The organism is Ruegeria lacuscaerulensis (assembly GCF_013034745.1).
Taxonomy (GTDB): Bacteria; Pseudomonadota; Alphaproteobacteria; order Rhodobacterales; family Rhodobacteraceae; genus Ruegeria; species Ruegeria lacuscaerulensis_B.
In genome coordinates this window covers 431,729-446,323 of sequence record NZ_WQGP01000001.1, presented here as the reverse complement: position 1 = coordinate 446,323, position 14,595 = coordinate 431,729, and the positions used below count along the sequence as shown (strand labels likewise).

Below are 14,595 nucleotides of genomic sequence, written 5' to 3'. Positions count from 1 at the left end.
TCTGAGTAAAGGCGTCAGAACGCCTCGGGCTGAGCCTCGCGCGCCATGTGGTCCAGTACAGCGTTCACGAATTTCGGCTCTTTGCCTTCCGGGAAAAAGGCGCGGGCCACGTCGACGAATTCGGTGATGACCACTTTGGGCGGCGTGTCACTCTGGGTCAGTTCGGCCCCGGCGGCGCGGAAAGCGGCGCGCAAGGTCGGGTCGATACGTGCGATGGGCCATTTGGCCACCAGCGCGCGGTCGGTCATCTGGTCGATGGGGGCCTGATAGTTCACGGCGTCCTCGACCAGTTTGCGGAACAGGCGGATATCGCCGTCCAGCATCTCTTCCCCCTCATAAACGGCACCAAACCGGTGATCCAGAAACTCGGTCACGACCGCTTCGGTCGTCTGGCCTGACTGCTCCATCTGGAACAGTGCCTGCACGGCGTAAAGCCGGGCGGCGGATTTCATCAGGCGTTTCTGGTTGGCCGGTTTCGGCGCGTCTGTCTGGGTCATGCTGTCGTGGATCCGTTGCTGTCGCCCGCCACAAGGATGGACTCGGACGGCGGCTTGAAGCCCACGCCCTTTTTGGAAGAGCCCCACTTACGGCTGAGCGCGATCAGATGCAAGGCCGCAGCGGCTGCCCCGCCCCCTTTATTCATCTTTTTGGGATTGGCGCGGACCTCGGCCTGTTCGTCATTCTCGACGGTCAGGATACCGTTGCCGATCACTAGACCCTGAAGACCCATCAGTTGGATGGCCCGACTGGAGTCGTTACAGACAGTTTCATAATGCGTGGTCTCGCCGCGAATAACGCAGCCCAGCGCAACATAGCCGTCGAAATCGCACTGACGGTCGGCCATTGCGATGGCGGTGGGAATCTCCAGCGCGCCGGGAACTTCGACCACTTCACAGGTGCCGCCTGCGGCCTCGATCTCTGCTTTCGCACCGGCGACCATATTGTCCGCGATAGCGCGATAGAACGGAGCCACCACCAGCAGCAGTTTCACCGGCTTGTCGAATGTCGGAGTCGGCAGGACGCCGTGTTTGTCTTGTTCAGCCACGATCAGTCTTCCTTGAGGATGGAACGGGTGCCGACGATGGACAGGCCAAACGCGTCGAGCCCCAGATATACGGTTTCGGGCGAGTCGGTCAGCAGCACCAGCTCGTGAATGCCCAATTTGGACAGGATCTGAGACCCCAGTCCTGTTTGTTTGATGGTCCGAGGGCCTTCATCCTCGACCGCGTAAAGCGAGTTGCGCGGTTGGCGGAACAGACAGACGACGCCGCGCCCCTCTTCGGCGATCTTCTCCATCGCACGCGGCAGTTCGCGCGAAGATTTAGGCCCGAGGCCCAAGATATCCGGCGCTTCGTGCAAAGCATGGGTGCGGGTCAGAACGGGCTCGGGCGTGGTGATGTCGCCTTTGATCATGACCACATGTTCGATGCCATGAAGCTGGTCAGTGAACAGCCGCATCTCCCATTCGCCACCATATTCCGAATTGACGGTTTCACGCGACGTCTCGACCACCAGATTGTCATTGCGGGATCGGTAGGTGATCAGGTCGCTGATCGTACCGATTTTCATGTCATGGGTTTGTGCGAATTCCACCAGATCGGGCAGACGCGCCATTGTGCCGTCGGGCTTCATGATCTCGCAGATCACGCCCGAAGGGTTCAGTCCGGCCAAGCGCGAGATATCAACCGCAGCCTCGGTATGGCCCGCACGCACCAGCACCCCGCCCCGCTTGGCGCGTAAGGGGAAGACATGGCCCGGGGTGGCAATGGCCGCCATCGTGTTTTGTTCATTGATGGCCGTCGCAACAGTCAAGGCGCGGTCAGCGGCGGAAATCCCGGTCGACACACCTTCGCGTGCCTCGATCGACACGGTGAACGCGGTTTCATGACGCGAGGAATTGTTCACCGCCATCATCGGCAGGCCCAGCGCATCCACCCGTTCCGCGGTCATCGGCAGGCAGATCAGGCCGCGCCCATGGGTGGCCATGAAGTTGATCGCCTCGGCATCCGCAAACTCGGCGGCGATAACCAGATCGCCTTCATTCTCACGGTCTTCGTGGTCGACCAGAATATACATCCGACCTTTGCGCGCCTCTTCGATGATCTCTTCAATCGGGCTGATCACGTCGCGCAGTTGCGCCTCGACGGGTCCGGGGGTTTCAAAGCTCATTGGGCAGCCTTTCGCAGAGCATGTTTGCACGGGTGGATAGACCACCCCGCGCGCAAAGACCAGTCTGCAAACGTCCCGAACCGGTCAGAACGCGGCGTTTAACTCAGGACATTTCGGCCAGACGCGCGACGTAACGAGCCAGCGTGTCGATCTCAAGGTTCACCGTGTCTCCGACCGCAACATCGCCCCAGGTTGTCACCTCTTTGGTATGAGGGATGAAGTTAATGCCAAAGTCACATCCGTCCACGTCATTGACGGTCAAAGACGTCCCGTTCAGCGCAACAGATCCTTTCGGCGCGATGAACCGCGCCAAGTCCTTGGGAGCGCGCAGGGTGACGCGGGTGCTGTCGCCTTCGTCCTGCATGGCCACAATTTCGGCCACGCCATCCACATGGCCCGATACGATATGCCCGCCGAGTTCATCGCCAACTTTCAAGGCGCGTTCAAGGTTGACGCGTTTCCCGAGTTTCCAGCCATCCAGATTGGTCTTCGACACGGTCTCGGCGCTGATCTGGACATCGTACCAGTCATCGCCCAGCGCGATCACAGTCAGGCACACGCCGTCACTGGCAATGGATGCGCCGATATCAATCCCAGCAGTGTCATAGCCCGTCTGAATGCGCGCCCGCAAATCGCCCTGCTGATCTAACTCGGTAATGGTTCCGATATCTGTGACGATCCCAGTGAACATTTTCTTTACCCTTGGTTTGCTAACCTATGACCCGTTGTCCCTGTCGAGGTAAGCGTAACCGCCATGGCGGGCAAGCCCTGCCTTGCCGGGAATGATGGAAACGGGCATAAATTTAGCCATAACACCACACGAGCAGTCCTCATGCCACCAATCCCCCCAGACGCGGATCAACGCGTCTTTCTGTTCCTGCAAGGACCGCACGGCCCGTTCTTCAACGCGCTAGGGCGGATTTTGCGCAAAACAGGGGCGACGGTGTGGCGCGTGGGGTTCAACGCTGGCGACCGAGCCTTTTGGTTCGACCGGGCCAGCTATATCCCATTTCGCGGCAGGCCTGAAGATTGGCCGGACACATTCACCCGACTGATAACGGATCTCGGCGTCACAGATCTGGTGCTTTATGGCGACACGCGACCGATCCACGCGCAGGCTGCCGAAATCGCGCAAGAAAACGGGCTGACAGTGCATGTGTTCGAAGAAGGGTATCTTCGCCCCTGGTGGGTGACGTACGAAAGGGCGGGCTCGAACGGGAACTCGCGGCTTATGTCCATGGATATCACGCAGATGCAGGATGCGTTGGAGCAGACTGACACTCAGACATCGCCTCCGCCTGCCCATTGGGGCGACATGCGTGAGCATATTTTCTATGGTGCGCTCTATCATTGGTTCGTCCTGTTTCTGAACCAACGCTACCGTAATTTCCGCCGTCACCGGGAATTACCCGTCTCACGGGAGTTTCTGCTTTATTTTAAACGCTTCATGCTGATGCCCTTCCACAGGCTACAACGCTTTTGGGCCACCCAGCGCGTGCGCCGGACAGGGCAGCCTTACCATCTGGCGTTGCTGCAACTTGGGCATGACAGCTCAGTACAGGCGCATTCGGATTTCAACGGAATGAGCGAGTTTCTGGAACATGTCATTCACGGTTTTGCCGAAGGTGCGCTCCGGCATCACCAACTGGTGGTCAAGGAACATCCTCTGGAAAATCATCGGGAGCCTTTGCGACAACGCACACGCGATCTGGCCCGCTCTTTTGGGGTTGCCGACAGGGTGCACTATGTCCCCGGCGGCAAATTGGCCCGTCTGTTGGATGAGGCCAGCTCGGCCGTGACGATCAACTCGACAGCAGGACAGCAGGTGCTTTGGCGCGGCATACCGCTGCGCATTTTTGGACGGTCGGTCTATGACAAGGCGGAATTCGTCTCGCAACAACCGCTTGAGGCGTTTTTTGCGAATCCCACCCGGCCCGATCTGGACGCCTACCGGAGCTATCGCCGGTTTTTGCTGAAGACCAGCCAAATTCCGGGTGGTTTCTACTCGGTGCGAGGGCGTCGGCAGCTGCTACGCCGTGCGGCTGATTTGATGCTGAACCAATATGATCCCTACCAAACCCTGCTGAACGAGACCGAGAGGCCACAGTTGAAAATCGTGCAAGGACTCGAACGAGTTGAGACTGGAAGTCGTGCGGCGAACCGGTTAGCCTGACACAAACAAAAAAGACTGAGGATATTCGGCAGTGCAGTGCTTTCCCATCCGCTGGGCACGGGGGGTCTCCCTTGTGGCCGCTTTCGGTCTGCTGGCGGCGTGCCAGCTTCCCAAATCTGGTCCTAATAAATCCGAAATATTAGCGGGCTCCACCGCGAATGGAGGCAACGCTTTTGTCGTCGAGGTGGATGACCGCGTCACCAAGGAAACATCGGCCATCCCACAATTCGGGTTCTCAGCAGCCTTTCGCAGCGCGCCAAATCTGACGGCAGACACGGTGCGCCCCGGCGATGTTCTCGGTCTGTCGATTTGGGAAAACGTCGACAACGGCCTTTTGTCGGTTCAGGCGGGCGCGGCCACATCCCTGAACGAAGTGCAGGTCGATAGCGAGGGCTTCATCTTTGTCCCATATGCCGGGCGGGTCCGCGCAGCGGGCAACACTCCGGAACAATTGCGCATCGTCATCACCGACAAGCTGCGCGAGCAAACCCCTGATCCGCAAGTCGAAGTACGCCGTGCTGCGGGGGATGGGTCAACCGTATCTTTGGTTGGCGGTGTGGCGTCTCCGGGCATTTACCCGATCGAACGCCCGACCCGAACGCTCAGTGGGATGCTGTCGCGGGCTGGTGGTGTTTCGGTCGGTTCCGATATCGCTCTGGTCACACTGATACGCGGCGATCAGCGGGGGACGGTCTGGTACAACGACTTGTTCAGCGATCCCAAACTGGACGTCGCGCTACGCGCCGGAGATCGCATCTTGATCGAGGCGGACACCCGCTCTTACGTGGCGCTTGGCGCCACCGGCGGGCAATCGCGGGTAGCCTTTGACAGTCAGGACCTTTCCGCCCTAGAGGCTTTGGCCCAGGTTGGCGGCTTACAATCTCTGTCCTCAGACCCAACCGGTATTTTCGTGCTGCGCAAGGAACGCGAAGAAATCGCACGTGCGGTCATGGGGCAGCCTGATCTGCAAGGGGATCAGCGCATGATCTACCTATTGAACCTCACCGCACCCAACGGGCTGTTCATCGCGCGCGATTTCGTCATCCGCGATGATGACACGATCTATGTCACCGAAGCCCCCTACTCACAGTGGAGCAAGTCCATCTCGCTGATCGCGGGCGGCCTGACACCGCTGGCAAATGTCACAACGCTGACAGGCGGCTGATGTATTCCGGCACAACAGCCGGGGACAGTCGGACCCGACTGCTTGTCTACAACGGCGGGTTTCTGACCCAACGCCGCATCCGCCGAATCCTGACGCTTGCAGGTTACGACATCCGCCTCGGCCTGCCGAAAGACGGCGACTTGGTGGGTGTCTGGGGCGACAGCCCCACCGCGCATCGTGGCCGATGGGTGGCAGAAAGGTATGACGCACCCATCCTGCATGTCGAAGATGCCTTTCTGCGCTCTCTTCATCCCGGTCGAAGCGGAGAAGTCCCTATGGGTCTGTTGCTGGACCGGTCGGGCCTGCATTTCGACCCGTCGCTACCCTCTGAGCTTGAGACACTTCTGGCCACACACCCGCTGGACGACACCGCCCTTCTGAACCGCGCCCGTAGCGGGATCGAGCGTTTGCGTGACGGACATCTTGGCAAATACTCGGCCTATCACCCGGACATCAAACCACCTGAACCCGGATATGTTTTGGTCGTTGATCAGGCACGCGATGACGCCTCGGTCAAGGCCAGTGGCGGGGATCTGGCGCGCTTTCGCGAAATGCTGGTGATGGCGCAAGAGGAGAACCCCGGCGCCCGCGTCCTGATCAAAACGCATCCCGAAACCATCCAAGGCCACCGCCCCGGCTATTACTCGGACCATGATGAGACAGACCGGGTCACACTGTTCAGCGATCCGATCAGTCCCTGGACCCTGCTGGAAGGCGCCGTTGGCGTTTACACGCTGTCGTCGCAATTCGGGTTCGAGGCCATTTTGGCCGGGCACAAACCGCGTGTCTTTGGCCTGCCATTCTATGCCGGTTGGGGATTGACGCAGGACGAGCCCTACCTGCCCCGTCGCCAGCGCAACTTGACACGACCGCAGCTATTCGCGGCGGCGATGATCTTGTACCCGACATGGTACGACCCATTCCGAGATCAGCTCTGTCAGTTGGAAACCGTTCTGGACACGCTCGAAGCGCAGACCCGCGCATGGCGGCAGGATCACAGAGGGTGGACCGCCTCGGGGATGCGTTTGTGGAAACGTAAACACATCCAACAGATGTTCGGGCGCGAGAAAAAAGTCAGGTTCACCCCGGATATTCCGACGGCGGGCGAACAACCACATATGGTCTGGGCCAATCAAGCCGAGGCGACGGATCACGTTGTGCGTGTCGAGGATGGATTTCTGCGGTCTCGGGGGCTGGGGGCCCGGCTAGTGCCCCCTCTGTCGCTGGCGACGGATGATCTGGGAATCTACTATGATCCAACCCGTCCCAGCCAATTGGAAAACCTGATCGCCCGGCGCGAAACCCTGCGCCCGGATCAGGAGCTGCGCGCCGAGGGGCTGGTGGCGCAGATCATCTCGGGCCAGATCAGCAAATACAACACAGGCGACACCGCCCCCGCCCTGCCCGATGGGCACCGCATTTTGATTCCAGGTCAGGTCGAGGATGACGCATCGATCCAGCTGGGGGCAAGCGATGTCCGCACCAATGCAGATTTGCTACGCGCTGTGCGCGCCGCCAACCCGGACGCAGTGCTGATCTACAAACCCCATCCTGATGTCGAGGCTGGCCTGCGCAGTGGCAATATCGACGCCCGCGATCTGGTGGACGTCGTCGTCTCGGATACCGATCCGGCCTCATTGTTGGCGCAGGTGCACGAGGTCTGGACCATGACCTCGTTGCTTGGGTTCGAAGCGCTGATGCGTGGGATACCCGTGACCACTCTGGGCGCGCCATTCTATGCAGGTTGGAGATTAACGACCGACTTGGGTTCAGTTCCCGCGCGGCGCGGCGCGCGCCCGTCAATGCTGGGGCTGGTCCATGCCGCATTGATAGACTACCCGCGCTATCTTGATCCTGTGACCGGCCTACCCTGCCCCGTCGAAGTTGCGGTTCAACGTCTGTCCGAGGGATATCAAAACGACCGGCCTGGATTACGGGCACTGTCGAAACTACAAGGGCTCTTTGCGACCTACGCGCATCTCTGGCGGCGCTAGCGCAGGGATCTTTCCCAGCGGTGCAGGATATCCGGCCCGATGGCACGGGTTTCCATCAAAGAAAACCGGGGCGCGGCCTCCAGCGTTTCAAGTCCCAGCGCCCCAATCGCGGGCAGCCCCTCGGCCCCGATGGTCAACCCGGCGCTGAAACCGATCAGCTCATCCACGAGATCCTGCGCGAGCAAAGACGCAGCCAAAGCCGAGCCGCCCTCACAAAAGACACGGGTCAAACCGGCCTGCCCAAGTTGCTGCACCAAATCCAAGGGATCAATTTGATGATCGTGCAAGGCACAAGGGATCAAACGCGCGCCCAACCCCTCCCACGCTTTTGCCCGCTCGGGGTCGGGGGATGGTCCGTGACAGAGCCAGACCGGGATGTCCTTGGCCGTTCTGGCCAGTTGCCCCAATAAGGGAAGGTCCAAATGGCGCGAGACCACCACGCGAACCGGTTGCGCCTGGACCCCCAAATCACGCACCGTCAGTGAGGGGTCATCCGCCCGTGCGGTCCCAGCGCCCACCATCACCGCATCGTGGCGGGCGCGCATTGCGTGGACGGCTCGGCGCGCCGTGGGACCGGTAATCCACTGGCTGTGCCCGGACGACGTGGCAATACGGCCGTCAAAACTGCTGGCCAGCTTGAGCGTTACAAACGGGCGACCCTGCTCGTTCTTCAGGAAAAAGCCCGCGTGATCCCGCTCGGCCTGATCCAAGAGGACACCGGTCGTGACTTCGATCCCCGCGTCGCGCAACATCGCAAAGCCCTGCCCCGCCACGCGCGGATCACTGTCTTCGATGGGTGAAATCACGCGCGAAACACCCGCAGCAATCAGCGCCTGCGCGCAGGGAGGTGTCTTGCCATGATGCGCACATGGTTCCAGCGAGACATAGGCCGTCGCACCGCGAGCCGCGTCACCAGCCTGTTTCAGTGCCTCGGTTTCAGCATGCGGGCGACCGCCGGGCTGCGTCCAACCGCGCCCGACAATCCGACCGTCCCGCACAAGGACACAGCCCACAGACGGGTTAGGCCAGCACAACCCCTGTCCGCGCTGCCCCAAAGACAGGGCCAGCGCCATATATCGCTTATCTGAGTCGCTCACTCGTCCGTCGAAGGCTGCGGCGGGCGCAGTTCGTGGACGAATTCCTCGAAATCATCGGCCGCCTGGAAATTCTTGTATACGCTTGCAAAGCGTACATAGGCGACGGTGTCGATCCGTGCCAGAGCTTCCATGACAATCTCACCGATTTTGTTCGAGGGGATATCCGTCTCGCCCATGCTTTCCAGCCGCCGAACGATGCCCGAGATCATCTGGTCGATACGCTCGGGGTCAATGGGCCGTTTCTGCATCGAAATACGGATCGACCGTTCCAGCTTGTCGCGGTCGAAATCTTCGCGCTTGCCGTTTGTCTTGATCACGACCAGATCGCGCAATTGGACCCGTTCATAGGTGGTAAACCGCCCGCCACATGCCGGGCAAAAGCGACGTCTGCGGATCGCAACGTGATCCTCAGCCGGGCGTGAATCTTTCACCTGTGTGTCAATATTTCCGCAAAACGGGCAGCGCATCCGCCGTCTCCTCGTCCCTATATCCGCCTCTTTTGTAAGCGCTGTGGCTTACTTATCCACAACTATAGGGCAGCCGCTAGGGTTTGGGTAGTCGGAAAATTTTACCGCAATATCCTGATTCTAAGCAAAATGCGCCGCGACCTTGCGGGTATGCGGTTGGGAGCGATGTTCAAAAACGTAGATCCCTTGCCACGTTCCCAAAACCGGGCGACCGTTCGCCACCGGGACAGTCAGCGACACGGGCAACAAGGCTGCCTTGATATGCGCAGGCATATCGTCTGGGCCCTCATAAGTGTGCCGCAAGTAAGACATCGATGGATGGTTCGAGGGCGGCACCAGCCGTTGAAAAAAAGCATTCATGTCCGTCTGCACCTCGGGGTCTGCGTTCTCCTGTATCACCAGAGAACACGACGTATGGCGCACGAACAGGGTCAAAAGCCCGTCTGCTTGGACCGAGTTGAGCCAGTTACACACGTCGCGGGTGAATTCATACAAACCCGGTCCGCGCGTCGAAATAATAAACTCGGTCTGCAAGACGGCGCTAGACTCCGTTAGTCGTCAAAGATTTGGCGACGGTAGCACAGCGAATTGGCACTTTGAACCGATCTGCTTTGACCGGCGACAAACCCGACAGACACAGTCTTGGTCGGGGTGCTGACACCCGCTGGCGGATTGATCGAGAATTGGACCGCCGTACGACGACCGGTCGCTTCGCTGGGACCATAGCCGCGCACAACATAGATCGGCTGTTTCCAACCCGCACCCAATGTTCTGCGCGCGTAATCCGCAGCGGCGCACCAATATCCGTCCACATCAGTTCGACCGCGCGGGATCACTTCGTAAACGTTGCTGTTGACGGACGCGATTTGGTACCCAAGTCGTGCAAATCCCGTCGCTGAGACCGGCGTACTCAGCACCACTGCCGCCAAAGCGGCATATGTCATAACCTGTTTCATAATCATACTCTTTCCTGTTACGAGGTAAGACTGGAAATAGTATACGCTGCTTGCAGTCAAAGGCGGTTCACGATCAATTCAGCCTCAGTCGGGGCTTGCGTGATCCGGCGTTAGCCATCCGTGATATCGGATGAGCAGTCCCAATACGGGCAATCTGGCCGAAACGTCAAAACGGAACCGACCCACCGCGTCCTGCCATTCGACGGTCGAGGATTTGGGCACCAAAACGCCCGGACATGGCACCCCGAAAACAGACAAGCCCTGAATTTTCAATTTCAGTTCTGCGCCGTTCCATATCGGTTTTAGCCAAAATGTCAGTACGCCCGCCTTTTCACAGACCAACATGGTCTTTGGATCAAACCGAATTGACGATTGCATCAGATGCCCGGCAAAATCTCGCGTCCAAAACCACGTCTCATTGTCCTGTCGGGTCACGATGCGGATCGCAATGTCGCTAGCCACGGGTGGGAACCTACCCAGCCATAGCGCTGATCTTACGACCCAACTTGATCCGGCCTCGACCGAACAACGCCCTGAAAACTTGCCAGGATGCCCGTGCAGAGCGCGAAGCGCGTCAGGCAAATCGGAATGCGTTGGCAGGGCTTGCCAGAACGGGTCCAATCAGAACCCTCCGGGCAGAAAACGCGTGTGGATTGCCGCGTCTGGTATCAGGCAGCTAGGCCTTTGCCCGAATAGCCTGTAGCGATTGCGCGCGACTGCAAAATAGACCGGGTCTTTCATAATTCTTGGCAAAAAGCGGCACAGCCCAAGAACCGGCCACAAACCTGGCAAAGCCCGCATAGCTGCAGCAAAAGCATCCAGACGTTGGAACACCTGGCCATCAACAATGACCAGATTGGTCTCAAAATCCTCGGTTGGCAGGCCAAGACTGATATACATCTGCTGCCCCAGCGGCGACTGCGCCGTGACAAATTTGAACCGAGCCAGCCTATCGTGTCTTAGCATGAACTGAAAAAAACCAGCACACAGGACACATTCGCCGTCGAAAACGATTACGTCCTGGTCTTTCGTCACGCTGGTCAGATCAAAATGCTGCATGTCGCCCTTTTCACGCCAGTTTTGCGCTGGTTGCGTGAATGGAGCAATGCGACACAATTGGACACGGGTGTGCCGGGGAGCCACTGACAATCCGTTTTGTGTCCGGACTGGGCTCGACCTCATCCCCGAGAAGGTTCTAACCCGGCAACGAGGCTCAGATAATGCCTTAGTAGAAAATGCGCTTGTGACTTTGCGCCAAGCTTTTTCGACAACCGGACAATCGTCGTTGCAGCATAGATGCAAAATCTGGGCAAACAGGCTATGATGAACCTATGGACGTCGACATCGCCCGCATTCAGACATTGACCCGAACGCTTGATCAGAAAGCGGCGGACAATTCTGTCGCCAACAAATTGCTTGAGAAATGTGGGCTCAGCCGGCCCGAGGTCGAAGCGCTAAACAGCGGGATCAGCGCAAAAACCGAAGCTCTGTTCACCAGATATGCCTGTGATGCCCTAGGCGATCCGACGTTTGCCGCGCAAGCGGGGCTGGCCTTCAAATCATCCTCGAGCCTGACGGCCTATGTCAGCAAATACTCTCGCGATCTGAAGCAGGTACTGGAAAACGCGGCCCGCTATCATGGCCTTATTGATCCCGCCCTGCGCTTCAGTCTGCGCGTGGCCGGGAACTTTGCCACGATCGAGGCCGAGTGGAAGGACGCCAGCTATGCCCGTTTTCATCGCCGGACCGAGTTTCTGATGTTCGCCGGTCTTTCACGTTTGCGCGACCTTACCCAGATTGATTTTTACCCGATAGAAATGTGTTTTCAGCACGAAGTTGGGGGAAACAAGGCGCAGTATCAGAAGCTTGCAGGATTTCCCGTCTCTTTCGGAACCGAGAGGCTCGAGATCATTCTGGCCCTATCAACGCTAGATTTACCTGTCCCGACATATGACCCCAAATTGCGTCAGCATCTGTTGGAGTATGGGGATCGCGTCATGGCCGACAGACGCCAACCCAAACAGAAATTGCGCGCGCAGGTCGAAGGGCTGATCACCAGATCCCTTCCTGGTGCAATCCTGCAAGCCGAGGAAGCCGCCGCCAATTTGGGTCTTAGCACCCGTACCTTTGCGCGTCGATTAAAGCATGAAGGAACCAGCTATCGCGAGATCGTCGATGACCTCAGATGCGATCTAGCGCAGACCTTCATCACCAACGGAATGAACTTGACCGAGATTGCCTATTCGCTTGGCTATGCCGATCAACCCGCCTTCTCCACCGCTTTCAAGCGCTGGACCGGGCAAGCCCCAAGCACGTTCCGCAGCAGATTGGATCCTCCACCCCAAGGGTGAGACCGGGGGTCATCGGCGCAGATGCCTCGCCCCGGTCCGTCCCATGAGTGGACAACAGTGAGGTAAGTACCGCTGCTGCTCAGAACTTGTGAAATCCTGCCAAAGCGTTTTCTGGAACGGTCATCTGAATGAAAAAAGGCGCCTTGGTTGGGGCGCCTTTTTGTTTATTGGTCTAGGAAGGATCGCAGTTTTCGTGACCTGCTGGGGTGTTTCAACTTCCGCAACGCCTTCGCCTCGATCTGGCGGATACGTTCGCGGGTCACGCTGAACTGCTGGCCAACCTCTTCCAGCGTATGGTCGGTGTTCATACCGATGCCAAAGCGCATCCGCAGCACCCGCTCCTCACGCGGAGTGAGAGAGGCCAGAACCCGTGTGGTGGTCTCTTTGAGGTTTTCCTGAATGGCGCTGTCCAGAGGCAACACTGCATTCTTGTCCTCGATGAAATCGCCCAGTTGGCTGTCTTCCTCGTCGCCGATCGGTGTTTCCAGAGAGATCGGCTCTTTGGCGATTTTCATCACCTTGCGAACCTTCTCTAGCGGCATTTGAAGCTTTTCGGCCAGTTCTTCCGGCGTCGGCTCGCGACCGATTTCATGCAGCATCTGGCGACCGGTCCGAACCAGCTTGTTGATCGTCTCGATCATATGAACCGGAATACGAATGGTGCGCGCCTGATCCGCGATAGACCGCGTGATCGCCTGACGAATCCACCAGGTCGCATAGGTCGAGAATTTGTAGCCGCGGCGGTATTCGAACTTGTCCACCGCCTTCATCAGGCCGATGTTCCCTTCCTGGATCAGATCAAGGAACTGCAGGCCACGGTTGGTGTATTTCTTGGCGATCGAGATCACCAGACGCAGGTTGGCCTCGACCATTTCCTTCTTGGCCTGCCGCGCCTCTTTCTCACCCTTCTGAACCTGCTGCACGATGCGGCGGAATTCGGGGATGTCCAAACCGACATACTGACCGACCTGAGCCATATCGTTGCGAAGTTCTTCGACCTTCGCGGTCGAGCGTTCAATGAACATCTGCCAGCCCCGACCCGGCTTTTCCGCCATATCCGACAGCCAGTTGGGGTCCAGCTCGCGCCCGCGATAGGCGTCGATAAACTCACGGCGGTTGATCCGTGCCTGATCCGCCAGCTTCACCATCGAACTGTCCAGCGACATCACGCGGCGGTTGATACCGTAAAGCTGGTCGATCAGCGCTTCGATCCGGTTGTTATGCAGGTGCAGCCCATTCACCAGCTCAACAATCTCGGCGCGCAACTTTTGGTATGTTGCTTCGTCCTGTTCGCTGAAGGTGCCGTCTTCATTCAGTGTGGCTGAAATTCGGCTGTCCTGCATTTCCGACAGCATCGAGAAGTCGGTCGAGATGCGTTCTAGCGTGGTCAGAACCTGATCCTTCAGCGCGGCTTCCATCGCGGCCAGTGACATGTTGGCCTGATCATCGTCGTCATCATCGTCGTCGTTGTTCAGCGGGTTGCCGTCGGCGTCCAGCTCGGGGCCGGTATCCTCTTTCGCGGGCTTGGCGGCCTGCACGTTCGAGGTGTCAACCACTGGTTCCTCGACGTCGCCGTCTTCGTCCATCTGGTTGCCAAAAGTGGCCTCCAAATCGATGACGTCGCGCAGCAGAATGTCTTCGGACAGCAATTCGTCGTGCCAGATGGTGATCGCCTGGAACGTCAGCGGGCTTTCGCACAGGCCTGCGATCATCGTGTTCCGCCCGGCCTCAATCCGTTTGGCGATGGCAATCTCGCCCTCGCGGCTCAGCAGTTCGACGCTGCCCATCTCGCGCAGATACATGCGCACAGGGTCGTCGGTGCGGTCCAGCTTTTCGGTCGCCGCCCCGGCCAAAGCAACCTCGCGGTTGCTTTCGGTCGTGGTTAGTTCGGTCGAGCCTTTGTTTTCTTCTTCCTCGGCCTCTTCATCTTCGATGATGTTGATGCCCATCTCGGACAGCATCGACATCACGTCTTCGATCTGCTCCGAGCTGACCTGATCCGGCGGCAAAACCTGATTGAGCTGGTCGTAGGTGATGTAACCTTTCTCGCGGGCCTCGGCGATCATCTTCTTGACCTGGGCCTGGCTCATATCCAGCGAGATTTCCTGTTCCTGCTCGTCGGATTTGCGGTCTTCGTTGGTATCCTTGGCGGCCATTCAATGCTCCTGCAGGGATGGGTGATTCGTTTGAACCGAATCATTAGCGCGTAGAAGTGATTCGGCC

15 protein-coding genes are annotated in these 14,595 nt (G+C 58.6%); 4 read left to right on the top strand and 11 right to left on the bottom strand.

Annotation, left to right across the window (positions count from 1 at the left end; translation table 11 throughout):
- Window positions 1-14: 14 nt before the first annotated feature.
- The 4 genes from nusB to GOV79_RS02180 form a co-directional block, all read right to left on the bottom strand.
- Window positions 15-497, bottom strand: a complete 483-nt coding sequence (nusB, locus tag GOV79_RS02195; RefSeq protein ID WP_170784329.1) for a transcription antitermination factor NusB — start codon at window positions 495-497, stop codon at window positions 15-17.
- Window positions 494-1,045 (bottom strand): 6,7-dimethyl-8-ribityllumazine synthase, encoded by a 552-nt coding sequence (locus GOV79_RS02190; protein ID WP_170788430.1) that lies wholly within the window; start codon window positions 1,043-1,045, stop codon window positions 494-496. Before GOV79_RS02190 ends, nusB begins: the two co-directional genes overlap by 4 nt.
- A gap of 2 nt (window positions 1,046-1,047) precedes the next feature.
- Window positions 1,048-2,169 carry a 3,4-dihydroxy-2-butanone-4-phosphate synthase gene (gene ribB / locus GOV79_RS02185; RefSeq protein ID WP_170788429.1) on the bottom strand — a complete coding sequence of 374 codons (1,122 nt, stop codon included), beginning with the start codon at window positions 2,167-2,169 and terminating at the stop codon, window positions 1,048-1,050.
- Between the two features lie 103 nt (window positions 2,170-2,272).
- Window positions 2,273-2,860: a riboflavin synthase gene (locus tag GOV79_RS02180; RefSeq protein WP_170788428.1), complete on the bottom strand. Its 588-nt coding sequence runs from the start codon at window positions 2,858-2,860 to the stop codon at window positions 2,273-2,275.
- 141 nt (window positions 2,861-3,001) lie between these two features.
- Here GOV79_RS02180 and GOV79_RS02175 point away from each other — a divergent pair, with 141 nt between their 5' ends.
- The 3 genes from GOV79_RS02175 to GOV79_RS02165 are packed head-to-tail and all read left to right on the top strand — an operon-like array spanning window position 3,002 to window position 7,501.
- Complete coding sequence (locus tag GOV79_RS02175; RefSeq protein WP_170788427.1) at window positions 3,002-4,342, top strand: capsule polysaccharide biogenesis protein; 1,341 nt, start codon at window positions 3,002-3,004, stop codon at window positions 4,340-4,342.
- Between the two features lie 31 nt (window positions 4,343-4,373).
- Window positions 4,374-5,507, top strand: a complete 1,134-nt coding sequence (locus tag GOV79_RS02170; RefSeq protein WP_170788426.1) for a polysaccharide biosynthesis/export family protein — start codon at window positions 4,374-4,376, stop codon at window positions 5,505-5,507.
- Window positions 5,507-7,501, top strand: coding sequence for a capsule polysaccharide biogenesis protein (locus GOV79_RS02165; RefSeq protein ID WP_170788425.1), 1,995 nt, complete (start codon window positions 5,507-5,509; stop codon window positions 7,499-7,501). Before GOV79_RS02170 ends, GOV79_RS02165 begins: the two co-directional genes overlap by 1 nt.
- On the opposite strand, the gene ribD is transcribed toward GOV79_RS02165, so the two are convergent.
- The 6 genes from ribD to GOV79_RS02135 all read right to left on the bottom strand — a co-directional run bounded on the left by ribD (window position 7,498) and on the right by GOV79_RS02135 (window position 11,080).
- Window positions 7,498-8,598: a bifunctional diaminohydroxyphosphoribosylaminopyrimidine deaminase/5-amino-6-(5-phosphoribosylamino)uracil reductase RibD gene (gene ribD / locus GOV79_RS02160; protein WP_331252273.1), complete on the bottom strand. Its 1,101-nt coding sequence runs from the start codon at window positions 8,596-8,598 to the stop codon at window positions 7,498-7,500. The two genes, GOV79_RS02165 and ribD, sit on opposite strands and share 4 nt — an antisense overlap.
- Window positions 8,595-9,065, bottom strand: coding sequence for a transcriptional regulator NrdR (gene nrdR, locus GOV79_RS02155; RefSeq protein WP_008756450.1), 471 nt, complete (start codon window positions 9,063-9,065; stop codon window positions 8,595-8,597). The genes ribD and nrdR overlap by 4 nt, the downstream gene beginning before the upstream one ends.
- A gap of 120 nt (window positions 9,066-9,185) precedes the next feature.
- A complete protein-coding gene (locus GOV79_RS02150) occupies window positions 9,186-9,599 on the bottom strand; it encodes a secondary thiamine-phosphate synthase enzyme YjbQ (RefSeq protein WP_170788424.1) in 414 nt (137 codons plus the stop codon).
- A gap of 17 nt (window positions 9,600-9,616) precedes the next feature.
- Window positions 9,617-10,021: a hypothetical protein gene (locus tag GOV79_RS02145; protein WP_170788423.1), complete on the bottom strand. Its 405-nt coding sequence runs from the start codon at window positions 10,019-10,021 to the stop codon at window positions 9,617-9,619.
- An 84-nt stretch (window positions 10,022-10,105) separates the two neighbouring features.
- Window positions 10,106-10,642: a DUF4166 domain-containing protein gene (locus GOV79_RS02140; protein ID WP_170788422.1), complete on the bottom strand. Its 537-nt coding sequence runs from the start codon at window positions 10,640-10,642 to the stop codon at window positions 10,106-10,108.
- Window positions 10,643-11,080 (bottom strand): thiol-disulfide oxidoreductase DCC family protein, encoded by a 438-nt coding sequence (locus GOV79_RS02135; RefSeq protein WP_170769343.1) that lies wholly within the window; start codon window positions 11,078-11,080, stop codon window positions 10,643-10,645.
- 272 nt (window positions 11,081-11,352) lie between these two features.
- Between GOV79_RS02135 and GOV79_RS02130 the strand changes: the two genes are divergently transcribed.
- A complete protein-coding gene (locus tag GOV79_RS02130; protein ID WP_170788421.1) occupies window positions 11,353-12,372 on the top strand; it encodes a helix-turn-helix domain-containing protein in 1,020 nt (339 codons plus the stop codon).
- Between the two features lie 164 nt (window positions 12,373-12,536).
- Here GOV79_RS02130 and rpoD read toward each other — a convergent pair whose 3' ends face one another.
- Window positions 12,537-14,528 carry an RNA polymerase sigma factor RpoD gene (gene rpoD / locus GOV79_RS02125; RefSeq protein ID WP_170769341.1) on the bottom strand — a complete coding sequence of 664 codons (1,992 nt, stop codon included), beginning with the start codon at window positions 14,526-14,528 and terminating at the stop codon, window positions 12,537-12,539.
- Between the last annotated feature and the right edge of the window lie 67 nt (window positions 14,529-14,595).